The 22688-nt window shown below is 69.2% G+C and carries 23 protein-coding genes; 16 read left to right on the top strand and 7 right to left on the bottom strand.

What is annotated here, in order from left to right:
• A partial coding sequence (locus HC022_RS05720; RefSeq protein ID WP_167451751.1) for a DUF5671 domain-containing protein occupies positions 1-742 on the top strand: 742 nt, incomplete at its 5' end.
• Here the strand turns inward: HC022_RS05720 and dgcA are convergent.
• Positions 743-1708 (bottom strand): N-acetyl-D-Glu racemase DgcA, encoded by a 966-nt coding sequence (gene dgcA / locus HC022_RS05715; protein ID WP_167451750.1) that lies wholly within the window; start codon positions 1706-1708, stop codon positions 743-745.
• 92 nt (positions 1709-1800) lie between these two features.
• Complete coding sequence (gene dgcN, locus HC022_RS05710) at positions 1801-2802, bottom strand: N-acetyltransferase DgcN (RefSeq protein ID WP_089963444.1); 1002 nt, start codon at positions 2800-2802, stop codon at positions 1801-1803.
• 258 nt (positions 2803-3060) lie between these two features.
• Between dgcN and HC022_RS05705 the strand changes: the two genes are divergently transcribed.
• Positions 3061-4020, top strand: a complete 960-nt coding sequence (locus HC022_RS05705; RefSeq protein ID WP_167451749.1) for an L-malyl-CoA/beta-methylmalyl-CoA lyase — start codon at positions 3061-3063, stop codon at positions 4018-4020.
• A gap of 78 nt (positions 4021-4098) precedes the next feature.
• Here the strand turns inward: HC022_RS05705 and HC022_RS05700 are convergent, their stop codons facing one another.
• Positions 4099-4587, bottom strand: a complete 489-nt coding sequence (locus HC022_RS05700; protein ID WP_167451748.1) for a LysM peptidoglycan-binding domain-containing protein — start codon at positions 4585-4587, stop codon at positions 4099-4101.
• A gap of 163 nt (positions 4588-4750) precedes the next feature.
• Here HC022_RS05700 and HC022_RS05695 point away from each other — a divergent pair, with 163 nt between their 5' ends.
• Positions 4751-5167 carry a DUF6636 domain-containing protein gene (locus tag HC022_RS05695; RefSeq protein ID WP_167451747.1) on the top strand — a complete coding sequence of 139 codons (417 nt, stop codon included), beginning with the start codon at positions 4751-4753 and terminating at the stop codon, positions 5165-5167.
• A gap of 51 nt (positions 5168-5218) precedes the next feature.
• Here HC022_RS05695 and HC022_RS05690 read toward each other — a convergent pair whose 3' ends face one another.
• On the bottom strand, positions 5219-6577 hold the full coding sequence (locus HC022_RS05690; RefSeq protein WP_008887291.1) for a dicarboxylate/amino acid:cation symporter: 1359 nt from the start codon (positions 6575-6577) through the stop codon (positions 5219-5221).
• Between the two features lie 271 nt (positions 6578-6848).
• Between HC022_RS05690 and rimK the strand changes: the two genes are divergently transcribed.
• Positions 6849-8240 carry a 30S ribosomal protein S6--L-glutamate ligase gene (gene rimK, locus HC022_RS05685; protein ID WP_008887039.1) on the top strand — a complete coding sequence of 464 codons (1392 nt, stop codon included), beginning with the start codon at positions 6849-6851 and terminating at the stop codon, positions 8238-8240.
• Between the two features lie 52 nt (positions 8241-8292).
• Here the strand turns inward: rimK and HC022_RS05680 are convergent, their stop codons facing one another.
• Complete coding sequence (locus HC022_RS05680) at positions 8293-9489, bottom strand: TIGR03862 family flavoprotein (RefSeq protein ID WP_167451746.1); 1197 nt, start codon at positions 9487-9489, stop codon at positions 8293-8295.
• Between the two features lie 76 nt (positions 9490-9565).
• Here HC022_RS05680 and HC022_RS05675 point away from each other — a divergent pair, with 76 nt between their 5' ends.
• Positions 9566-9868, top strand: coding sequence for a hypothetical protein (locus HC022_RS05675; protein WP_008886488.1), 303 nt, complete (start codon positions 9566-9568; stop codon positions 9866-9868).
• Between the two features lie 25 nt (positions 9869-9893).
• Here HC022_RS05675 and HC022_RS05670 read toward each other — a convergent pair whose 3' ends face one another.
• Together HC022_RS05670 and HC022_RS05665 are read right to left on the bottom strand one after the other, a co-directional pair.
• Complete coding sequence (locus HC022_RS05670) at positions 9894-10415, bottom strand: cell wall hydrolase (protein WP_167451745.1); 522 nt, start codon at positions 10413-10415, stop codon at positions 9894-9896.
• 125 nt (positions 10416-10540) lie between these two features.
• Positions 10541-11800, bottom strand: a complete 1260-nt coding sequence (locus tag HC022_RS05665; RefSeq protein WP_167451744.1) for a glycosyltransferase family 4 protein — start codon at positions 11798-11800, stop codon at positions 10541-10543.
• Between the two features lie 192 nt (positions 11801-11992).
• Between HC022_RS05665 and leuS the strand changes: the two genes are divergently transcribed.
• From leuS to tilS, 11 genes are all read left to right on the top strand, one after another.
• Positions 11993-14563 carry a leucine--tRNA ligase gene (gene leuS, locus HC022_RS05660; RefSeq protein WP_167451743.1) on the top strand — a complete coding sequence of 857 codons (2571 nt, stop codon included), beginning with the start codon at positions 11993-11995 and terminating at the stop codon, positions 14561-14563.
• Entirely contained in the window at positions 14550-15035 is a 486-nt protein-coding gene (gene lptE, locus HC022_RS05655) for an LPS assembly lipoprotein LptE (RefSeq protein WP_167451742.1), read from the top strand. Before leuS ends, lptE begins: the two co-directional genes overlap by 14 nt.
• A 10-nt stretch (positions 15036-15045) precedes the next feature.
• A complete protein-coding gene (holA, locus tag HC022_RS05650; protein WP_254884951.1) occupies positions 15046-16224 on the top strand; it encodes a DNA polymerase III subunit delta in 1179 nt (392 codons plus the stop codon).
• Positions 16146-16535, top strand: coding sequence for a tol-pal system-associated acyl-CoA thioesterase (gene ybgC / locus HC022_RS05645; protein ID WP_089963421.1), 390 nt, complete (start codon positions 16146-16148; stop codon positions 16533-16535). Before holA ends, ybgC begins: the two co-directional genes overlap by 79 nt.
• Positions 16536-16706: 171 nt before the next feature.
• Positions 16707-17402 (top strand): protein TolQ, encoded by a 696-nt coding sequence (gene tolQ, locus HC022_RS05640; RefSeq protein WP_008886934.1) that lies wholly within the window; start codon positions 16707-16709, stop codon positions 17400-17402.
• A 3-nt stretch (positions 17403-17405) separates the two neighbouring features.
• A complete protein-coding gene (gene tolR, locus HC022_RS05635) occupies positions 17406-17885 on the top strand; it encodes a protein TolR (protein WP_167451741.1) in 480 nt (159 codons plus the stop codon).
• 10 nt (positions 17886-17895) lie between these two features.
• Complete coding sequence (locus HC022_RS05630; protein ID WP_175583467.1) at positions 17896-19119, top strand: cell envelope biogenesis protein TolA; 1224 nt, start codon at positions 17896-17898, stop codon at positions 19117-19119.
• Between the two features lie 125 nt (positions 19120-19244).
• Positions 19245-20567 carry a Tol-Pal system beta propeller repeat protein TolB gene (tolB, locus tag HC022_RS05625; RefSeq protein ID WP_175583466.1) on the top strand — a complete coding sequence of 441 codons (1323 nt, stop codon included), beginning with the start codon at positions 19245-19247 and terminating at the stop codon, positions 20565-20567.
• A gap of 126 nt (positions 20568-20693) precedes the next feature.
• The gene (gene pal / locus HC022_RS05620) at positions 20694-21218 is read left to right on the top strand and encodes a peptidoglycan-associated lipoprotein Pal (protein ID WP_008886487.1); all 525 of its coding nucleotides are present in this window, start codon (positions 20694-20696) and stop codon (positions 21216-21218) included.
• A 5-nt stretch (positions 21219-21223) separates the two neighbouring features.
• Positions 21224-22069 carry a tol-pal system protein YbgF gene (gene ybgF, locus HC022_RS05615; protein ID WP_167451740.1) on the top strand — a complete coding sequence of 282 codons (846 nt, stop codon included), beginning with the start codon at positions 21224-21226 and terminating at the stop codon, positions 22067-22069.
• A 32-nt stretch (positions 22070-22101) separates the two neighbouring features.
• On the top strand, positions 22102-22688 hold a 587-nt coding region (gene tilS / locus HC022_RS05610; protein WP_175583468.1), incomplete at its 3' end, for a tRNA lysidine(34) synthetase TilS.

The raw sequence follows: 22688 nt of genomic DNA, 5'->3' as shown, positions 1-22688 counted from the left end.
GATCAACATCTGGCTGCCCGAGCCGGACCGGCTGATGCAGGGCTCCGCCAGCGGGCTGCGCTGGTCGATGGCGGCGCTGATCGTCTTCACCCCGGTGTTCTGGGCGCTGCAGCGCGCCGATGCCCGCGGCCTGCGCGCCGATCCGGCGCGGCGCCCCGGGACCATCCGGCGCTGGCTGTCGTCGCTGGCGCTGCTGATCGCGGTGATCACCCTGCTGAGCGACGCGCTTTTCCTGATCTACACCTTCCTCGACGGCCAGATGACCGCGCGCTTCCTGGCGAAATCCGCCGTGGTCGCGGGTATCTCGGGCATCGTGCTGGCGTTCTTCCGGCAGGAGCGCGAGGGCGCGACCCGTCCCTTGGCCACCGCCGCAGGCTGGGCGATCATCGCGCTTTCCGTGCTGGCGCTGGGACTGTCCTTCGCCACCATCGGCGGCCCGGCGCAGGGCCAGGCCGAGCGCCGCGACCGGGCGCGGCTGGCCGATCTCAGGGTGCTGAGCAACGAGGTCCGCGATTGCGAGGCGCTGGCTCAAGAAGGCCTCCCGGAGACGCTCGATCCGATGAGCTGCGCACGCAACCCGCAGACCCTCACCGGCTTCGCCGCCGCGGTCGAGTACCGCAGGTCCGGCGAAAACAGCTTCGAGCTCTGCACTGGCGTCGAGGTGCCGGCCGCGGTTTCGCGGTACGACGTGACGCTGGAGGGCGGGACGGCCTGCATGAGAACCTACATCGACCGGCGGTGATCAGCCCCAGAGCTCGGGCGACGACGGGTGCACGCCGGCGTCGTCGAAGCGCAGCGGCGTGGCGCGGTCCTCGCCCAGCAGCAGCGGTCCGTCGAGATCGGTGAAGGCGGCGCCCTGCGCCAGCAGCACTGCCGGCGCCATCGCCAGCGACGAGCCGACCATGCAGCCGACGAAGATGCCGTAGCCCTCGGCCTGCGCGGCCTCGCGCAGGGCCAGCGCCTCGGTCAGGCCGCCGGTCTTGTCGAGCTTGATGTTGACGATGTCGTACTTGCCCTTGAGCCTGGGCAGCGAGGCGCGGTCATGGGCGCTCTCGTCGGCGCAGACCGGCACCGGGCGGTCCATCCCGATCAGCGCGTCGTCGTCGCCCGCGGGCAGCGGCTGTTCGACCAGCGCCACGCCCAGACGCACGAGGTGCGGCGCGAGATCGGCGTAGACCTCGGCGCTCCAGCCCTCGTTGGCATCGACGATGATGGTGGCGTTGGGCGCTCCCGCCCGCACGGCCTCGAGCCGGGGCATGTCGTCGGGGGTGCCGAGCTTGATCTTCAGGAGCGGCCGGAAGGCGTTCTTCTCGGCCTGCGCGCGCATGTTGTCGGGGGTGTCGAGCGACAGCGTGTAGGCGGTGATCTCGGGGCCGGGCGCGGGCATGCCCAGCATCTCCCACACGCGCTTGCCCGAGGCCTTGGCCTCGAGATCCCAGAGCGCGCAGTCGACGGCGTTGCGGGCGGCGCCGGCCGGCAGCAGCCCCTGCAGCGCCTCGCGGTTCACGTCGGCGGGCAGGCCCATGATCTCGGCCTCGACACTTTCGAGCGTCTCGTCATAGCGCGCGTAGGGGACGCACTCGCCCCAGCCGGTCACCCCGTTGCGGGTCACCTTCACCGTCAGCACCTTTGCCTCGGTGCGGCTGCCCCGCGAAATGGTGAAGACCTGTGCCAGTCTGAACGTGTCGCGCGTGACCTCGATGCTCAAGTGTTCGCCCCTTCATCTTGCCGTAAATGATTGACTGGCGGCGGCGCAGATCGCGCCGCCGCCCGTGGTTCGTTGCAACAGTGCCAAACGCGTCAGAGCGCGGCAACCGCCTCGGCCAGGCGCTCGGCGCCGTGGCGGTAGGGATCGACGCAGGGCAGGCCCATGCGGTCCTCGATCTCCTTGCAATAGGCGACGGCCTCGTCCTCGCCCATGTGCTGGGTGTTGATCGACACGCCGATCACCTTGCAGGCGGGGTTGGCGACCTGCGCCAGCGTCAGCGCCATGTCGCGCACCGCTTCGATGGTCGGAAGCTGGTAGCCCGGCAGGCCGCGCATGTGGCTGCGGGTCGGTTCGTGGCAGAGCACCAGCGCGTCCGGCTGGCCGCCGTGCACCAGCGCCATGGTCACGCCCGAGTAGGACACGTGGAACAGCGAGCCCTGGCCCTCGATGATGTCCCAGTGGTCGTCGTCGTTGTCCGGGGTCAGGTACTCGATGGAGCCTGCCATGAAGTCGGCGATGACCGCGTCGAGCGGCACGCCGTCGCCGGTGATCAGGATGCCGGTCTGGCCGGTGGCCCGGAAGGTCGACTTCATGCCCTTCTCGCGCATCGCCGCGTCGAGCGCGAGCGCGGTATACATCTTGCCGACCGAGCAGTCGGTGCCCACGGCCAGCAGGCGCTTGCCCTTGCGGGGCTCGCCGTTGGCGATCGGGTACTTGACGGAGGGGATGCGCACGTCGTGCAGCGTCCGGCCGGTGGCGCGGGCCACGGCGGCAAGGTCTTCCTCGTCACGCAGCAGGTTGTGCAGGCCCGACGCGAGGTCGAAGCCCTCTTCCAGCGCCTCGACCAGCACCTTCTTCCAGGTCTGCGAGATTACGCCGCCACGGTTCGCCACGCCGATCACCAGCGTCTTGGCGCCGGCGGCCTTGGCTTCGGCCAGCGTCATGTCGGGGATCTTGAGGTCGGCCTTGCAGCCTTCGAGGCGGAACTGGCCCACGCAGTTCTCCGGGCGCCAGTCCTTGATCCCCTGTGCCACCTTCGCGGCCAGCGGGTCGGGTGCGTCTCCGAGGAAGAGCAGATACGGGGTCTCGATCATTTCTTTTCCCTGTGTTTGGATTCGGCGCGATCTTGCCCTCTGTCCCATGCAATTCCATCGCGAAAACACCCCTGCCTGCGGGGGCTGCGCCGAATATTCGTGCATTTCGGGCGCAGCGCCGAAGAATCGTGCGCGCCAGCCCGGGACTCTCTCGGCACTGCAGCATTCGGGGCCAAGGATTTCGCTTGCGCAGCATTGCGCAATTTAATAACCCATGCGGCGACACTTGTGAAACTTCCTTGCTCGGAGAGGTGATACATGAGCTTCCGCATCCAGCCCGCCGCCCCGGCACGTCCCAACCGCTGCCAGCTCTTCGGTCCGGGCTCGCGCCCTGCGATCTTCGAGAAGATGGCCGGCTCATCGGCTGACGTGATCAACCTCGATCTCGAGGACTCGGTCGCGCCTTCCGACAAGGACAGCGCGCGCGAGAACATCATCCAGGCCATCGGCGACATCGACTGGGGCAAGAAGACCCTGTCGGTGCGGATCAACGGGCTCGACACGCCCTACTGGTACCGCGACGTGGTCGACCTGCTCGAGAAGTCCTCGGACCGGCTCGACCAGATCATGATCCCCAAGGTCGGCTGCGCCGCCGATCTCTACGCCGTCGACGCGCTGGTCACTGCCGTCGAGCGCGCCAGGGGCCGCACCAGGCCCATCAAGTTCGAAGTCATCATCGAGTCAGCAGCCGGCATCGCGCATGTAGAGGAGATTGCCGCCGGCTCCCCGCGCCTCGAGGCCATGAGCCTCGGCGCGGCCGATTTCGCCGCCTCCATGGGCATGGCCACCACCGGCATCGGCGGCACGCAGGAGAACTACTACATGCTGCACGAGGGGGCCAAGCACTGGTCCGACCCGTGGCACTGGGCGCAGGCTGCCATCGTCGCCGCCTGCCGCACCCATGGCGTGCTGCCGGTGGACGGCCCCTTCGGCGACTTCTCCGACGACGAGGGCTACCGCGCGCAGGCGCTGCGCTCGGCGACGCTGGGGATGGTCGGCAAATGGGCGATCCACCCCAAGCAGGTGGCGCTTGCCAACGAGGTCTTCACCCCGTCGGAAAAGGCGGTGACCGAGGCGCGCGAGATCCTCGCCGCCATGGAAGAGGCCAAGGCCAAGGGCGAAGGCGCCACGGTCTACAAGGGCCGTCTGGTGGACATCGCCTCGATCAAGCAGGCCGAGGTGATCGTGAAGCAATCCGAGATGATCGCCGGTCACTGACCTGCGCGTCTGATTGAGCAAGGCGCGGTGCCCCGGCGGATGCCGCGCTTTTTTCGTGCCCGTCTTCCCGTGCCGCCCTCAGATGTCGTTGCGCGGGATGCGCAGCACCTGCCCGGGGAAGATCAGGTTCGGGTTGGCAAGGATGTTCTGGTTCGCCTCGAAGATCGGCTGGAAGTCCCCGTTGCCGTATTGCGACTGCGCGATGGCGGTCAGCGTGTCGCCAGGCTGCACCGTGTAGGGCTGCCAGCCGGCATAGCCGGGCAGGATCAGCGGCCCGTAGAGCACCGGGATCGTCACCGAGGGGCCGTTCTCGTTGCCGCTGTCGTCGGTCAGCGTCAGGAACAGGCGGTTGAGCGTGAAGGCCGCCGAGGCGGGGATTTCGACCGAGCCCTGGAACTGGCGCAGCCCGAGCGAGCCCACCTGGATGAACGAGGTGACCTCGTCATGGCCCTCGGAGACGGTGATCGAGAGTGTCCCCTCAAAGGCCGTGGCATTGCCGGCGATGAGGATGGTCGACCCCACGAGATCGAACGGCTGCGGTTGCTGGATATCAAGCGTGACGGCCATGGTGCCACCTTTGGGATGATGCGGGCCCGGGGTGACCCGCCGCGCGCAGGATAGCACGGTGCCGGGGCCCGGGGGCGTCCGGAAACACCGACTTGACTCGGGCAGGGGGCGTGCCCGACCCTTTTCGGGACGCTTTTTCACGAGCCCGTTTCAGGACCAGACCATGTTGAGATTTATTGCCCTTCTGGCAGGGCTGGCCAGTGCCGCGCCCGCCACTGCCGATGTCGATTATTTCGATACCCCTTCCGGCAACATCAGCTGCTCCGTCGGCATCGAGCGGGACATGTCGGACGTGATCTGCACGGTCTTCGAACGCACTCCGACCCTGCCGCGCCCCGGCAATTGCCGCAGCTCGGGACACACCGTCTCGATGGCCAACCGCGGCCCGGTCACCATCGAATGCGACCGGCCGGGCACGTCCTACGCCCGGCCCTCGGGCCCCGGCCCGCAGGTGCTGCAATACGGTGAGCGCTGGGACATCGGCGGCATTCTCTGCGTCTCGAGCCGCAAGGGGCTCGAGTGCCGCAACGAGAGCGGCCATGGCTTCTTCCTGTCGCGGGCGAAGCAGGTCGTCTACTGAGATCCAACCACGGTGGCGGCGGCCGGGGACGCGCCCCGGCCCCCCGCCGGGTCATTCCGCCGGCTTGTGCGCCGCGTCGGCGAGGATGTGCTCGGCCGCTTCGTCGATGTGCAGGTCGTCGCCGGTGAGCACTCCGGCATTGGGGTCGAGGTAGACCGCCATGTCGACCTGTCCCTCGGTCTTGGCGACGATGGTCGAGACCACCGCGTCGCCGGTGATGTTCACCGCGGTGCGGATCATGTCCATCAGGCGGTCGACGCCAAGGATCAGCGCGATGCCCTCGATCGGCAGCCCCACCTGTCCCAGCACCATGGTCAGCATCACCAGCCCGACGCCGGGCACACCCGCGGTGCCGATCGAGGCCAGAACCGCCATCGCAATCACCGTGATATAGCCGCCGAGCCCGAGGTCGATGCCGTAGACATTGGCGAGGAACACCGTCGCCACGCCCTGCATGATCGCGGTGCCGTCCATGTTGATCGTGGCACCGAAGGGCACCGTGAACGAGGCCACCGAGTTGTTGACCCCCATCCGCTCGGTCACGCAGCGCAGCGTCACCGGGATCGTCGCGTTCGACGAGGCGGTGGAGAAGGCGAAGATCTGCGCCGGGCGGATCTTCTTCATGAAGGTGAAGGGATCAAGCCCCGAGAGCAGCTTCAGGAACAGCATCAGCGTCACGAAGAGGTGCAGCAGCAGCGCCGCGACCAGCACGCCGACATAGGCCATCACCGGGATGAAGAGCCCGATGCCCTGCTCGGTAAAGGTCTTGGCGATCAGGCAGAACACGCCGTAGGGCGCAAAGGCCATGACGATCTGGACGACCTTCATCATCAGCTCGTTCATGTATTCGCAGGCCTCTACGAAGGGCTTGGACCGTTCCCCCAGCATCAGCACGGCGATGCCGAGCACGATGGTGTAGAAGATGATCTGCAGCATTTCCCCGCCCGAGAAGGCGGCGACCGGGTTGCGCGGCACGATGGCGGCGAAGGTGTCCCAGACGCTCGGGGCATCCTTGCCGGTGACGCCCGAGGTGTCGATGCCCTCCATCACGAAGCCGTTGCCCGGTCCCACCACCAGCGCGATCAGGATGGCGACGCCGATGGCCGTCGCGGTGGTGGCGATGTAGAGCCCGAAGCTCTTGCCTCCGACGCGGCCGAGAATGCGGATGTCGCCGATGCCGGCCACGCCGCAGATCAGCGAGAAGAACACGAGCGGCACCACCAGCATCTGGAGCGCGTTCACGAACATCCGCCCCACCATGCCGAACAGCCCGCCAACGATGTGGGTGTTCACGAACTCCGATCCGATCGCGTTGAGGATCACGCCGAGCACGAGCCCGGCCACCATCGCGATCATGATCCTGGTCGTCAGCGACAGCTTTCCGTCGCCATCTCGCAATGTTGCGCCCATAGCAGCCTCCGTCTCCGATACAGGGTACCAGTCTGGGGCGTTTCCCCCCAAGCGGTGTGGTGTTTTCGCCCGAAGGGCGAATTTCTGCTCGAGACTCGCGTTTTGGTAGGCATCATTGCATAAAAATTAACCCTTTTCCATCACGGGGCGGGCAAAGCCGCGTGCAAGGCGTCACAGTGGCAGGGCATCGCCGGGGCCGTGGGGAACCGTATTGTGCGCGTCACATTGCAAGGGTAGAGCGCGCAACCGGCCGATTGGAAAGGACCAGACAATGACACAGTTCACGCTCGGCTGGGAGGAATGGCTCGCCCTTCCGGACCTCGGCCTCCGTGCCATCCGTGCCAAGGTCGACACCGGGGCGCGGACCTCGGCGCTGCACGCCTTCGCCATCGAGCCCTTCGGCCCCGCCGAGAAGCCGATGGTGCGTTTCGCCATCCACCCGGATCCGCAGGACGCCGGGCTCGAGATCATCTGCTCGGCGCCACTCAAGGATCGCCGCGAGGTGACCTCGTCGAACGGCGAGACCGAGCTGCGCTTCGTCATCGAGACCATGGTCGAGATGGGCGGGCGGCGCTGGCCGATCGAGGTGACGCTCACCGACCGCGGCTCGATGGCCTACCGGATGCTGCTCGGGCGCTCGGCGCTCGACGAGGGCATGATCGTCTCGCCCTCCCAGAGCTTCTGCCAGCCCGAGCTGTCCTTCGACACCTACCGCGACGTGCCGCGCCACAAGCATCACCACCGCGCGCTGCGGCTGGCGATCCTGACCCGCGAGCCCGGCAACTACTCGACCCGCCGGCTGATCGAGGCTGCCGAGCATCGCGGCCACACGATGGAGGTGATCGACACCTCGCGCTGCTACATGAACATCCGTGCCGTGGGCGGCGAGGTGCATTACGACGGCCGCCGGCTGCCGCATTACGACGCGGTGATCCCGCGCATCGGCGCCTCGGTGACCTCCTACGGCACTGCCGTGGTGCGCCAGTTCGAGAGCCTCGGCACCTATTGTCTCGCGGGCTCCGAGGGCATCACCGTGTCGCGCGACAAGCTGCACGCGCACCAGGTGCTCGCCCGCAACCGCATCGGCATGCCGACCACCGCCTTCGCCCGCAGCCCCAAGGATTCAGGCAACGTCATCAGCCTCGTGGGCGGCGCCCCGCTGGTGCTGAAGCTGCTCGAGAGCACGCAGGGCAAGGGCGTGGTGCTGGCCGAGACCAAGAAGGCGGCGGAATCGGTGATCTCGGCCTTCCAGGGCCTGCGCGCCGACTTCCTCGTGCAGAGCTTCGTGAAGGAGGCCGCGGGCGAGGACATCCGCTGCTTCGTGGTCGGCGGCAAGGTGGTGGCCTCGATGCGCCGCCGTGGCCGGCCCGACGATTTCCGCTCGAACCTGCACCAAGGCGGCACCGCCGAGCCGGTGCGGATCTCGCGCACCGAGCGCGACATCGCGGTGCGGGCGGCGCGGGCGATGAAACTCGACGTTGCGGGGGTGGACCTGCTGCGCGGCGACGACGGCCCCAAGGTGCTGGAGGTGAACTCCTCGCCGGGGCTCGAAGGGATCGAGCGCACCTCGGGCAAGGACATCGCCGGGCTGGTGATCCAGCACATCGAGGCGAAGGTGGCGCCGAAGCCGCAGCGCACCCGGACCAAGCGCAGCACCGCGTGAGCGGGTCGCGCCACAGGGGTCTGAGTGCGGCTTTCCGGGACGACCCGACCCCTCAGGCCCGCAGCGCGCGCAGGGCGGCGTGGCGCCCGGCCCAGAGGCCGGTGGCGAGGCAGGCGGTGAGAAGGTAGCCGCCGGTCGGCGCCTCCCAGTCGAGCATCTCGCCGGCGCAGTAGGTGCCGGGGCGGGCGCGCAGCATCAGCGCCTCGTCAAGCGCCGCGAAGGGCACGCCGCCGGCGGTCGAGATTGCCTCGTCCATCGGGCGCAGGCCCTTGTGCGGTACCGGCAGCGCCTTGACGGTCGCAGCAAGGCGGGCCGGATCGTCGGGCAGCGGGCGGGCGCATTCCATCAGCAGCGCGCGGGCGGCGGGCGAGAGCTTCAGCACCTTGCGCAGGTGGTTCGACAGGCTCTGCTTGCCGCGTGGCCTGCCGAGGCGCTGGGCGAGCTCCCCGGCCGAGAGATCGGGCGCGAGGTCGATATGCAGCGGGGCGCCCTCGCGCAGCGCCGGCGACAGCGGGTAGAGCCCGCCCCCCTCGAGCCCGCGGGCCGAGATCACCGCCTCGCCCCGGCTGGTCAGGGGGCCTGCCGCAAGCGCGATGCCCTTGAGCGGCGTGCCGAAATGCGGGGCCATGTGCTCGGACCAGTCGACGCAGAGCCCGGCATTGGCGGGCTGGAACGGCGCCACCTTGATGCCCTCGTCCGCGAGCAGACCGGCCCACGCGCCATCCGAGCCAAGCCGCGCCCAGCTCGCGCCGCCAAGCGCCAGCACGGTGACGGGGGGCGTCAGCCGCTGCGGGCCCTCGGGCGTGTCGAAGCAGACCGCGCCGCCCTCCCATCCGGTCCAGCGCCAGCGGGTGCGGCGGTCGAGCCCCATGCCCTCTAGCCGTTCGAGCCACGCGCGCAGCAGTGGCGAGGCCTTCATGGCGGTGGGGAAGACCCGCCCGGTCGAGCCCGCGAAAGTGGTCTGTCCCAGCCCCGCCGCCCAGTCCTGCACGGTCTCCGGGGTGAATTCGGCCAGCATCGGGCGCAGCGCCGCCTCGGCGCCGCCATAGGCTGCGAGAAAGGGGCCAAAGGGCTGCGCGCGCGTCAGGTTCAGACCGGATTTCCCGGCCATGAGGAACTTGCGCCCGACCGAGGGCTTGGCCTCGGCCAGCAGCACCGGCACGCCCGCCGACAGCAGCGCATCCGCCGCCATCAGCCCGGCGGGGCCGCCGCCGATCACCAGTGCCGGGCTGTCGGATGATGTCGCCACGTCGCTTTTCCCTTGATCCCCTGCGCTCCGGTCCCAGTCTCTTGCCCAACAAGCCGCCCTCGCACAAGGCCCGCCCGTGACCGATCCAGTCTGCCCGCTCTGCCTGCGACCGATCCCCGCCGAGGCGCGGCAGAGCCTGCATCACCTTGTTCCCAAGCTGAAGGGAGGCAAGGGCGGGCCGGTCGTGCGGCTGCACCAGATCTGCCACAGCGAGATCCACGCGACCTTCACCGAGGCCGAGCTGGCGCGCGAGTTCCACACCATCGAGGCGCTGCGGGCGCATCCGCGGATGGCGCGGTTCCTGACATGGGTGGCGAAGCGCCCGCCGAGCTTTCACGCGCGCAGCAGCGGCGGGCGGCGCAAGCGGCCGGGGCGCTGAGCCCGGGCTCTGACGGGCGCGCTGCTCAGCCGCCGGTGAGCCCCTCGACGGCGCGCGGCGGGCGCGAGCGGGTCACGTGCTCGGGGCGGCGCTTTTCGTAGAAGGCATTGCCGCCGGCGGTCAGCACGTAATGGATGTTGTTGTAATTGGCGTGGTAGCTTGCGGCGTGGAAGAACTGGGCGTTCTGGATCCGCGGATGACGCTCGCCGAGCAGTACCGCGACGGCGGCCTCGGTGACCTCGGGCATGGCCCTTGAGTTCATCTCGCGGGTCATGACGCCCGGCGCGAACTGGTTGCGCTGGCCGACCACGCCGCAGACGGTGTTGGGAAAATCGCTCGACTCGACCCGGTTCATCACCACGCTGCCGACGGCGATCAGGCCGTCGCGGCTCGAGCGGTGCGACTCGAAGAACATCGCCCGCGTCATGCAATCGAGCTCGTCGTGGGCGACGTGGCCGTGTCGTCGGTCGCCGCCTCCGCAGGCGGCCAGAAGCGCCAGTGCCGGAACCAGTGTCGCGGCGGCGAGGAAGGTGCTGCGTTTCGTCATGTTCTGCTGCCCGGTGGGTCGTGTTGTTCTGCCCGTTGGCCGCAAGGATATCGCATTCCCCTGCGTCAGCTCAACACACAACCGTGCACCGCCCGGCGCGCGGGCCGGGATCGGGCGCCCGGCGCTCAGTCCCGTGGCGGCCGCGGCTCGAGCGCCATCAGGGATTCGACCCATTCGACGTGCTGCGGCAGGCAGCGGGTCCGCAGGTCGTAATGCTCGCGCACATGGGCGCGGGCGTTGCGGCCGAGCCGGGCGCGTTCCTCGGGGTCGTCGAGCAGGGCGCAGAGCCGGTCGACCAGCCGCTCCTTGTCGAAGAAATCCACCATCCAGCCGGTCTCGCCCTCGGTCAGCGCCTCGCGCACCGGCTCGGTGTCGCTGGCGAGGATCGCGCATTCCGCGCTCATCGCCTCGAGCAGGGACCAGCTCAGCACGAAGGGGTAGGTGAGGTAGACGTGTGCCCGGCTCACCTGCATCATCGCGAGGAAGCGCTCGTAGGGCACCCGGCCGAGGTAGTGGACCCGCTTCCAGTCCTCGGGCGCGACCCGGTCCGAGACCTCGTCGATGAAGATCTGCTTCCACGTCTTGCCGTCGGGCGCGCGGGCGCCGTAGCTCACCTCGTCGCCGCCGATGATGGTCACGTGGGCGTTGGGCCGCCGCTTCAGGATCTCGGGCAGGGCGCGCATGAAGATGTGGTAGCCGCGGTAGGGCTCGAGATTGCGGTTGATGAAGGTGATGACCTCGTCGTCGCGGGTCAGGATGCGGCCGTCGGTGACCTCGAGCGTCGCGTCGGGGTTGGGACGCACCACGTCGGTGTCGATGCCGTCATGGGCGACGGTGATCCGGTCGCGCCACTCGGGCGGAAAGGTATTGGCCTGGAACCGGGTGGGCGAGATGCCCGCGTCCATGATCTCTTCGTGCAGCCGATTGTTGAGGTTCTTCATGCGGATGCGCAGCGGGTCTAGCTCGGGCGAGGGCTTCTGGAACTCGGGATCGAAGGCCACGAAGGTCTCGGAGGTGACGTGGTAGAGCTCGCAGTAGAGCCCCATGCGCGCCTTCGGCCACACGTCCTTGAGGAACATGCTCTCGCCCCAGCCGTGGTGGGCGAGAATCACGTCCGGCTCGAAGCCCTTGTGCTTGAGGTCCAGCGCCGCGCGGTAGCAGCTGGCGCCGCGCAGGAGCTTGGTCTCGAAATCGGCGATCCACGGCTGGATGCCCGGGGTGCTCTGGCCCTTGATCTCGTAGGGCAGGATGGTGACCGTCTGCCACTTTACCGGCTTCTGCACCTTGGGTGTCAGCGCCACGACCTGGTGCCCCCTCGCCGCAAGCGCCGGGACGAGGTGCTTGTACTGGCCGGGGAAATTCTGGTGGATGACAAGGATCTTCATGGCAAAATCGGGTCAGTGAGGGAACGACATCCCGCAGTTGTGGCACGCGCCCGGCCATCCGCCAATGGCCGAGGCAGCGCGCCGGGCCGCAAATCGCCGCTCCGGTGGCCGAAATGTCGCCTTGCACTGGACGCCCGCGGGTCTTGGCCGTATCCCCCGGCCCGGAACCCCGCCCGTTCCGAGGGATGACAGATGTCGCGTTACGACCCCGCCACGATCGAGCCGAAATGGCAGCAGGCCTGGGAAAAGGCCCTGACCTTCAAGGCTGCCCGCGCCGCCGACAAGCCGAAGTACTACGTGCTCGAGATGTTCCCCTATCCCTCGGGCCGCATCCACATCGGCCACGTTCGCAACTACACGATGGGCGACGTGATCGCGCGCTACAAGAAGCAGAACGGCTTCAACGTGCTGCACCCGATGGGCTTCGACGCCTTCGGCATGCCCGCCGAGAACGCCGCCATGGCCTCGGGCGGTCACCCCAAGGACTGGACCTATTCCAACATCGACACGATGGTCGAGCAGATGAAGCCGCTGGGCTTCGGGCTCGACTGGTCGCGCATGTTCGCGACCTGCGATCCGGAATATTACGGCCAGCAGCAGGCGCTGTTCCTCGACATGCTCCAGGCCGGGCTGGTCTACCGCAAGAACGCGGTGGTGAACTGGGACCCGGTCGACATGACCGTGCTCGCCAACGAGCAGGTCGAGAACGGTCGCGGCTGGCGCTCGGGCGCTCTGGTCGAGCGCAAGGAACTCACCCAGTGGTTCTTCAAGATCTCCGATTTCTCGGGCGAGCTTCTGGACGCGCTCGACGGGCTCGATGACTGGCCCGCCAAGGTGAAGCTGATGCAGGCCAACTGGATCGGCCGCTCGCGCGGGCTGCAGTTCGCCTTCTCGACCGTGGACGCCCCCGAGGGCTTCGACCGGATCGAGGTCTACACCACCCGCCCGGACACGCTCATGGGCGCGAGCTTCGTCGGCATCTCGCCGGACCACCCGCTGGCCAAGCACCTCGAGCGCCACAGCCCCGAGGTCGCCGCGTTCGTGGCCGAGTGCCGCAAGGGCGGCACCACGGAAGAGGCCATCGAGACCGCCGAGAAGCTCGGCTTCGACACCGGGCTCACCGTGCGCCACCCGTTCGACACCTCGGTCGAACTGCCGGTCTACATCGCCAACTTCATCCTGATGGATTACGGCACCGGCGCCATCTTCGGCTGCCCGGGGCATGACGCGCGCGACCACGAGTTCGCCACCAAGTACGGCCTGCCCATCGTCGAGACCTTCGAGCCGCTCCAGGGCGGCATCGACATCGCGGCCGAGCCCTTCGTGCCGCTGAAGTCCGAGAAGGTCCGCTACACCCGCCTCGTCGCGGGCGAAGAGGTGCAGACCGGCGAAGAGGCGGTCGAGGCCGCCGTGGCCTTCTGCGAGGCCAATGGCGTCGGCACCGGCGTGACGAAGTTCCGCCTGCGTGACTGGGGCCTCTCGCGCCAGCGCTACTGGGGCTGCCCGATCCCGGTGGTCCACTGCGAGAGCTGCGGCGTGGTGCCGGAGAAGAAGGAAAACCTGCCGATCGCGCTGCCCTATGACGAGGGTGGCAAGCCGTTCGACTTCTCGATCCCCGGCAACCCGCTCGACCGTCACCCGACGTGGCGCGACTGCGCCTGCCCGACCTGCGGCGCACCGGCGAAGCGCGAGACCGACACGATGGACACCTTCGTGGACTCGAGCTGGTATTTCGCCCGCTTCACCTCGCCGCGCGCCGGGACGCCCGTCGACATGGCCGAGGCCGAGTACTGGATGAACGTCGACCAGTACATCGGCGGCATCGAGCACGCGATCCTGCACCTGCTCTATTCGCGCTTCTTCGCACGGGCCATGTACATCACCGGCCATCTGCCGGAGAAGAGCAAGGAGCCGTTCAACGCACTCTTCACGCAGGGCATGGTGACCCACGCGATCTACCAGACCCGCTCGGACGAGGGCCGTTCGGTCTATCACTACCCCGAAGAGGTCGAGCTGCGCGACGGCAAGGGCTTCCTCGAGGATGGGCGCGAGGTCGAGATCATCCCCTCGGCCAAGATGTCGAAGTCGAAGAACAACGTCGTCGATCCGGTGGCGATCATCGGCCAGTACGGCGCCGATACCGCGCGCTGGTTCGTGCTCTCCGACAGCCCGCCCGAGCGTGACGTCGAGTGGACCGCCGCCGGCGCCGAGGCCGCCAACAAGCACCTCGCCCGCGTGTTCCGTGCCTGCGCCGAGATCGCCGGCTCCGACGTGCCGCCGACCGGCGAGGACGAGGCGCTGCTGCGCGAGATGCACAAGGCCATCCACGACGTGACCATGGGCGTCGAGAGCTTCGGCTTCAACGCGGCCATCGCACGGCTCTACGCCTTCACCAACGCGCTGACCAAGTCGCGCGCGGGCACCGAGGCCAAGACCCAGGCCGCCAGGGCGCTGGCGCAGCTGATGTCGCCGATGACGCCGCACCTCTCGGAAGAGATCTGGCAGCTGCTCGGCGGCGAGGGGCTGATCGCCGACGCCGCGTGGCCCAGGGCCGACGAGGCGATGCTGGTCGAGGACACCGTGACCCTGCCGATCCAGGTCAACGGCAAGCGCCGCGGTGAACTGACCGTGCCCAAGGACATGCCGAAGGAAGAGATTGAAAAACTCGTTCTCACGCACGAGGCTGTCGAACGGACCCTCCAGGGGGCCGCGCCGAAGAAGCTGATCGTCGTCCCGGGCCGGATCGTCAATGTGGTTGCCTGATCGCAGAACCCTGCTGTTGTCGCTCGCAGCCCTCGCGGGCTGCGGCTTCACGCCCGTCTACGGGCCGCAGGGCGGCGGCACAAAGCTGCTGAACGCGGTGGCGCTCGACGAGCCCACCGACCGCGACAGCTATGACTTCAACCAGCGCTTCGAGGAACGGCTCGGGCGCGGCATCGGCCCTTACCAGCTCAAGGTCAGCACCGCGGTGACCTCCAAGGGGCTGGGCTCGCTCGCCGACGGCCAGACCACGCGCTACCGCCTGACCGGCTGGGCGACTTACACGCTGAGCCCGATGGGCGTGGACGAGGTTCTGGTCTCGGGCCGCACCAGCTCCTTCACCGCCTATTCCGCCACCGGCTCGACCGTGGCCACCCAGACCTCCGAACGCGATGCGTACCGGCGGCTCATGGTTATCCTCGCGGATCAGGTCGTCGACCGGCTGCTGCTCGAAGCGGACACGCTGCCGGAATGAAGCGCGCGCGATGAAGCTCACCGGTCGCGACGCACAGGCCTTCTTCCGCAAACCGGATGCGTCGCGCGCGGGCGTCCTGCTCTACGGGGAGGACGCGATGCGCGTCGCGCACCGCCGGCAGGAGGTCATCGCCGCGCTGGTCGGCCCCGAGGGCGAGGCCGAGATGCGCCTGACGCGGATCCAGGCCCCGGAGCTGCGGCGCGACCCGGCGATGCTGCTGGACGTGATCAAGGCGCAGGGCTTCTTCCCCGGTCCCCGCGTCGCCTTCGTCGAGGATGCGGGCGACGGGCTCTCGGAGGTGATCGGCACGGCGCTGGGCGACTGGCGCGACGGCGATGCGCAGGTCATCGTGACCGCGGGCCAGCTTGCCGCCAAGTCGAAGCTTCGCAAGCTCTTCGAGAGCCACCACAACGCGCTGGCCATCGGCATCTACTCGGACCCGCCCGGCCGCGACGAGATCGAGGCCGCGCTGCGCGCCGCGGGGCTCGAGCAGGTCGACCGCGCCGCCTTCGAGGCGCTCGAGGGGCTGGGCCGGGCGCTGGACCCGGGCGACTTCCGGCAGGTGCTCGAGAAGGTCGCGCTCTACAAGCTCGACGATCCCACGCCGCTCGCGCCCGAGGAGGTCGCCGCCTGCGCGCCCGCCTCGATCGAGGCCGAGCTCGACGACATCCTTCACGTGGTGGCCGAGGGCCGCAGCGCCGAGATCGGGCCGCTGGTGCAGCGGCTCGCCGGGCAGGGGGTCACGCCGGTCACGCTGCTGATCATGGCGATGCGCCATTTTCGCGTGCTCTACGCGCTGGCCTCGGCCCCCGGCGGGCCGCAGGCGGGGGTGCAGCGGCTGCGTCCGCCGCTCTTCGGGCCGCGCCGCGACCGGATGCTGCGGCAGGCGCAGGGCTGGCAGCCCGACCGCCTCGAGGCGGCGCTGGCGATGCTGATGGACACCGACCTGTCGCTGCGCTCGGCCGGGCAGCGGGCGCCCGCCATGGCGCTGGTCGAACGCGTTCGTGCGGCTTGCCTGGCTGAAGAACCGCCGCTAGGCCGCGCCCGGCCTGCTTGCACCACCCCGGCGCCCCGCCTAGGGTCGCCGCGACACAGGCAAGGGGGCACCACATGCAGCACGAGTTTCCGGTCCGGGTCTATTACGAGGACACCGACATGGCGGGGATCGTCTACCACGCCAACTACCTGAAATATATCGAGCGCGCCCGGTCGGACTGGGTTCTCGGCATGGGCATCGACCAGAGCGCCCTGCGCGAGAGCGAGGGCATCGTCTTCGTCATCCGCCGCATCGAGGCCGACTTCCGCGCCTCGGCCCGTTTCGACGACCGGCTCACGGTGATGACCCGCGTGGGCGCGGTGAGCGGCGTGCGGTTGGTGCTGCACCAGGAGGTGCTGCGCGACGGCGAGCTGCTGTTCTCGGCCGAGGTGACGCTGGTCTCGATGACCCTCGACGGCCAGCCGGTGCGCCTGCCTCAGGCGCTGCGCCGCAAGGTGCACTGAGCCGCCACCGGGTCCCGGAGGGCGGCCCGGCGGAAAGACGCCGGTGCGCCGCGCTGCAGCACCGCAGTTCTCGCCGATGACGCCAATGTGTTGGAGTTTCCCCTGCAAATACGCTAGAATCAGCGGTAACGAGAGCCTCGAGAACAGAGGCCCGAGAGGAAAAGCAGGCTTATGGATCCACAAACCCTCGCGGTCGCGCAGGAGATCGACTTCTCCATGTGGGGCCTTTTCGCGCGCGCCACGCTCACGGTGAAGCTGGTGATGCTGATGCTCGTGCTGTCCTCGGTCTGGGGCTGGGCGATCATCTTCGAGAAGATCGTCAGCTACCGTCATGCCCGCCGCGAGGCCGCCCGCTTCGACCGGGCGTTCTGGTCGGGCGAGCCGCTCGACGAGCTCTACGACCAGATCGGCGCCGACCCCAAGGGCCGGGCGCAGCGGGTCTTCGCCGCCGGCATGACCGAGTGGCGCCGCTCTCACCGCGATGACGGCGGGTTGATCGCCGGGGCACATGCCCGCATCGACCGGTCCATGGACGTGGCGATCCAGAAGGAAAGCGAAGAGCTCCAGCGCGGTCTGCCGGTGCTGGCGACGGTGGCCTCGGCCGCGCCCTTCGTCGGCCTCTTCGGCACGGTCTGGGGCATCATGCACGCCTTCATCGAGATCGCGAACCAGCAGGACACCTCGCTGGTGGTGGTGGCGCCCGGCATCGCCGAGGCGCTCTTCGCCACCGCGCTCGGCCTCGTCGCGGCCATCCCGGCGGTGATCTTCTACAACAAGCTCTCCGCCGACGCGAACCGCGTGATCGCCGGCTACGAAGCCTTCGCCGACGAATTCTCGACCATCCTCTCGCGCCAGCTGGATTCCTGATCCATGGCCGGGGGCGTGATGAAATCCGGGGGCGGCGGCGGCCGCAGGCGGCGCCGCGGCGGCCGGGGCGGGCAGCCCATGGCCGAGATCAACGTCACCCCGATGGTCGACGTGATGCTGGTGCTGCTCCTCATCTTCATGGTGGCCGCGCCGCTGCTTACGGTCGGCGTGCCCGTCGAGCTTCCCAAGACCGCCGCCAGTGCGCTGCCGTCCGAGGCCGAGGAGCCGCTCGCGGTGACCATCACCGCCGACGGCGTGATCACCATCCAGACCACCGAGGTGCCGATGGACGAGCTGGTCAACCGGCTGCGCGCCATCGCGGTGGAGCGTGCCGACGACCGGATCTTCCTTCGCGCCGACGGGGCCGTGCCCTACCAGGTGGTGGCGCAGGTCATGGGCGCGCTGAACCGCGGCGGCTTTTCCTCGATCGGACTCGTCACCGACAGCGGCGGTCCGGCGTTGGACGGCGCGGACGGCGGCTGAGGGGGCCTGATTGCGCAGGAGTTTCCTCATATCGGCCGGAGTGCACGCTCTGGTCATCCTGTGGTTGCTGGTCGGAAACGTGTTCCGGCCGGATCCTCCGGAATTCGAGGTGTCGCCGGTGTCGGTGTTCTCGGAAGAGGAATTCGCCGCAATGACCCGTGCGGCGCAGGCGCCCGAGGCCCAGCAGGAGGTCGACGCCCCCCCGGGGCTGGCCGAGCCGCCCGAGCCCGAGCCCACCCCCGAGGCGCGCCCGCAGCCGCGTCCCGAGCCGCAGCCCACGCCCGAGCCGACCCCGGCACCGGAGCCTCCGGTCGCCGAGACGCAGCCCGAACCCGAACCGGCCCCCGAGCCCGCTCCGGAACCGGAGCCCGTGCCGGTGCCCCAGCCGCCGCAGCCCGAGCCCGAACCGGTGCCGGAACCGCTGCCCCCGGCTGCCGAGACCGTGCCGGAGGTGTTCGCGCCCGAGTCCGCGCCGCGCCCGATCCCGCGCCCCGCGCCGCGCGTCGCCCCGGAACCGGTAGCACCGCCCGAAGAGGACGTGACCGTCGCCGAGGAGACGCAGCAGGCCGCCGATCCCGAGTCCGAAAGCCCGGACGTGGTCGAGGAAGAGCAGGAGGCCACCGCCCCCGAGGAGACCGCGACCGAGATCGTGACCGAGGCCGAGACCCCGGCCGCCTCGGCGCCGTCGCAGTCGGTGCGTCCGCGCACCCGCCCGAGCGACATCGCCTCGCGCTCCGAACCCGAGCCGGAGACCCCGGCGCGGCCGGAACCGGAACAGCCGGCCAGCGAGTCGACCGCCTCGACCCCCGCCGCCGAGCCCGAGCCCGCCGATGACGCGGTCGCCGATGCCATCGCCGAGGCGCTGGCTGCCGGTGGCGGCGGCGGATCGTCGAGCTCGGACGCGCCCTCGGGGCCGCCGCTTACCCGCGGCGAACAGGACGCGCTGCGCCTTGCGGTGCAGCGGTGCTGGATCGTCGACGTGGGCAGCGAGGCCGCAAACGTGACCGTGACGGTGTCCATGGACATGGAGCCGTCCGGGCAGGTGGTGTCCTCGAGCCTCAAGCTGGTGGGCAGCTCGGGCGGCAGCTCGTCGGCCGCCGACACCGCCTTCCAGGCGGCGCGGCGTGCGATCCTGCGCTGCCAGGGCGCCGGCTACGAGCTTCCGCCGGACAAGTACCAGCAGTGGAAGCGCATCGAGATGACTTTCAATCCCGACGACATGAGGCTGCGATGAGCGTTGCGACGGCAAGGAACCGCGCACGCGGAATTCGCAGAATCCCTGTCGGAGGGCTATCAGGGCGCTATCATCCTGCAAAACGCGCGAATGACGCTGGCAGGACGGGCAAGGAGACGTTTGGCATGAGATTTCTGATGGCTTTGTGCATGGCACTGGCCGCCGCGCTGGTGCTGCCCGCGGCGGCACGGGCTCAGGACGGACCGCTGCGGATCGAGATCACCGAGGGCACCATCGAGCCGATGGCCTACGCGGTGCCCGACTTCGTCGCCGAGACGCCGGGGGCGCAGCAATACGCCCAGCAGATCGCGCGCGTGGTGGCCGATGACCTCACCGGCACGGGCCTTTTCCGCGAGATCCCGCGCGACGCCCACATCAGCCGCATCACCTCATTCGAGAGCCCGGTGCAGTTCGCCGACTGGAAGGCGATCAACGCGCTGGTGCTGCTCACCGGCGCCGTCTCCGAAGCGGGCGGCCGGATCAGCGTGAAGTTCCGCGTCTGGGACGTCTTCGCCGGCACCGAGCTTGGCGACGGCATGCAGTTCGCCGCCACCGCCGACGGCTGGCGCCGGCTGGCCCACAAGGTTGCCGACCAGGTCTATTCGCGTCTCACCGGCGAGACCGGCTACTTCGACAGCCGCGTCGTCTTCGTCTCGGAGAGCGGTCCCAAGGAGCAGCGCGCCAAGCGGCTCGCCATCATGGATTACGACGGCGCCAACGTGCAGTACCTGACCGACTCGCGCTCGATCGTGCTGGCGCCGCGCTTCTCGCCCAACGGCGACCGCGTGCTCTACACCAGCTACGAGACCGGCGAGCCGCAGATCCACGTGCTCAACGTGGGCGCCGTGCAGAGCCGTATCCTGCGCTCGGCCGCCGGCGTCATGAGCTTCGCGCCGCGCTTCTCGCCCGACGGCAGCCGCGTCGTCTACTCTGTGACGCAAGGCTCGAACACCGACATCTACATGATGGACGTCGCCAGCGGCGCGAGCACCCAGCTTACCGCCACCCCGGCGATCGAGACCGCGCCCAGCTTCTCGCCCGACGGCAGCCGCATCGTCTTCGAGAGCGACCGCTCGGGCACCCAGCAGCTTTACGTGATGCCCGCCGGCGGCGGCGAGGCGACACGGATCAGCTTCGGGCAGGGCCGCTACGGCACTCCGGTGTGGTCGCCGCGGGGCGACATGATCGCCTTCACCAAGCAGCACCAGGGCCGCTTCCACATCGGCGTGATGCGCACCGACGGCAGCGAGGAACGCCTCCTGACCGCCTCGCCGCTGGACGAGGGCCCCACCTGGGCGCCCAACGGCCGCGTCCTCATGTTCTCGCGCGAGACGCTCGGCGCGCAGGGCACCTCGTCGCTCTACACCGTCGACGTGGCGGGCCGGAAGCTGACCCGCGTGCGCACGCCCGACGGCGCCTCGGACCCGAGCTGGGGCCCGCTGCAGTGATGCCGGGCGGCAGGAGTCCCGATCACGGGATTTTTGCCGCCACACCCCCTTGCCGGGGGCTTCGCGACTTTTCCATGTCCCGCAGGCTGTGCTAGCGTGCGGGCAAGATACGAGCAGGACAGTCTCATGACATATTTCTCCAAGGCCCTGATGATCGCCGCCGTGCTGGGCATGGCGGCCTGCACCAACGGCAACCGCTTCTCCGACGCGGACGCCGCTGGCGGCTACGGCGCGGGGGCCGGTGCCAATGGCGGCATCGTTCCGGGCAGCGCCAGCGACCCGGCCTCGCCGGCCTACTTCAACCAGACCATCGGTGACCGCGTGTTCTTCGCCGTCGATCAGTCGACCCTGTCGCCGCAGGCGCAGGCGACGCTCGATGCGCAGGCACAGTGGCTGATGACCAACAGCGACTACCTCGCCGTGATCGAAGGTCACGCCGACGAGCAGGGCACCCGCGAGTACAACATCGCGCTCGGCGCCCGCCGCGCCAACGCCACGATGGAATACCTCGTGTCCAAGGGCATCGCCTCCAACCGCCTGCGCTTCATCAGCTACGGCAAGGAGCGCCCGGTCGAGGTCTGCGCCGAGGAAGCCTGCTATTCCAAGAACCGTCGCGCGGTCACCGTGATCTCGATGGGTCTCGGGAGCTGATCTGCATGCGCCTTGTCGCAATCGCACTCAGCCTGGGCCTCGCTGCGACCGCCGTGCAGGCCCAGGATTCGGAAACGCTCGCCGACATCCGGCAGGACCTCACGGTCCTGAAGGGCGAGCTGCTGCGTCTCAAGCAGGAGATGAACACCACCGGGGCGACCGGGGTTCAGATCAGCGGCGGCATGCTCGACCGGGTCAATACCATCGAGGCCGAGCTGCAGCGCGTCACCGCCCGCACCGAGGAGCTTCAGCACCGGATCGACACCGTGGTCCGGGACGGCAGCAACCGGGTCGGCGATCTCGAGTTCCGGCTCTGCGAGATCGAGCCGGGTTGCGACATCGGCAGCCTTGGCGACAGTCCGCTTCTCGGCGGCGAGAGCACCACCTCTTCGGTGACGGCGCCGGCGCCGCTTCCAGGTCCGGTGCAGGGGGGGCAGGGTAACCAGCAGGCGGGCGGCGCGCAACTTGCCGTGGGCGAAGAGACGGACTTCCGGCGAGCCCAGGAGGCGCTCGCCTCGGGTGACTTTCAATCCGCCGCGGACCAGTTTGCGTCCTTCCGCCAGACCTTTCCGGGGAGCCCCCTAGAACCGGCGGCCCTGCTGGGCGAAGGCAAGGCGCTGGCCGACGTGGGCAACACCCGCGAGGCCGCGCGGCGCTTTCTCGATACCTACGCGAACTACCCCGAGAGCGACGCCGCGCCCGAGGCGCTGTGGCGGCTCGGGGCGTCGCTGGGCGCACTGGGCAGCGTCAGCGAAGCCTGCGTCACCCTGTCGGAGGTCTCGGCCCGCTACCCCGGGTCGGCGTCGGTGACCGACGCACAGGCCGAAATGGGCCGCCTCGGCTGCCAGTGACGCCGTCCCTGGACCAGCGCTTCGCCGATGCCATGGGCGCGGCGCTGGGTCCGGATTTTCCCTCGGACATCGGTCTCGCCGTCTCGGGCGGCGGCGACAGCATGGCGCTGCTCACCCTCGCCCACAACTGGACCCACCGCTGGGGCGTGCGGCTCTGGGTGGTGACGGTCGACCACGGGCTGCGTCCCGAGGCGGCGGCCGAGGCCACACTGGTGCGCGACACCTGCGCCGAGCTCGGCTGGCCCCATGCCACGCTGCGCTGGCACTGGGACGGGCAGGGCAACCTCATGGACGCGGCGCGGCGCGGGCGGCTCTCGCTGATCGGGCGCTGGCGCGGCGGCCTGCCGGCGGTGCTTTTCGCCCATACCCGCGACGACGTGGCCGAGACGTTCCTCATGCGCCTTGCCCGGGGCTCCGGTGTCGACGGGCTTTCCGCCATGGCCCCCGTGCGCGAGATCCGCGACGCGGCCCCGCCCGCACCGCTGACCGAAGATGAGTGCTGCGGCGACCGCCCGCCTGGCATCGCGACCGACGGCTTCTGGGTCGTCCGCCCCTGCCTCGACATGGGGCGCGAGGAGCTGCGGCACTACCTGCGGGTCCTGAAGGGGCGCTGGGTCGA

Origin of the sequence: Salipiger sp. HF18, assembly GCF_011806505.1 — a bacterium.
GTDB lineage: Bacteria > Pseudomonadota > Alphaproteobacteria > Rhodobacterales > Rhodobacteraceae > Salipiger > Salipiger thiooxidans.
Note: the sequence above shows the minus strand (reverse complement) of the source record. Positions and strands in the feature narration are given on the sequence as shown.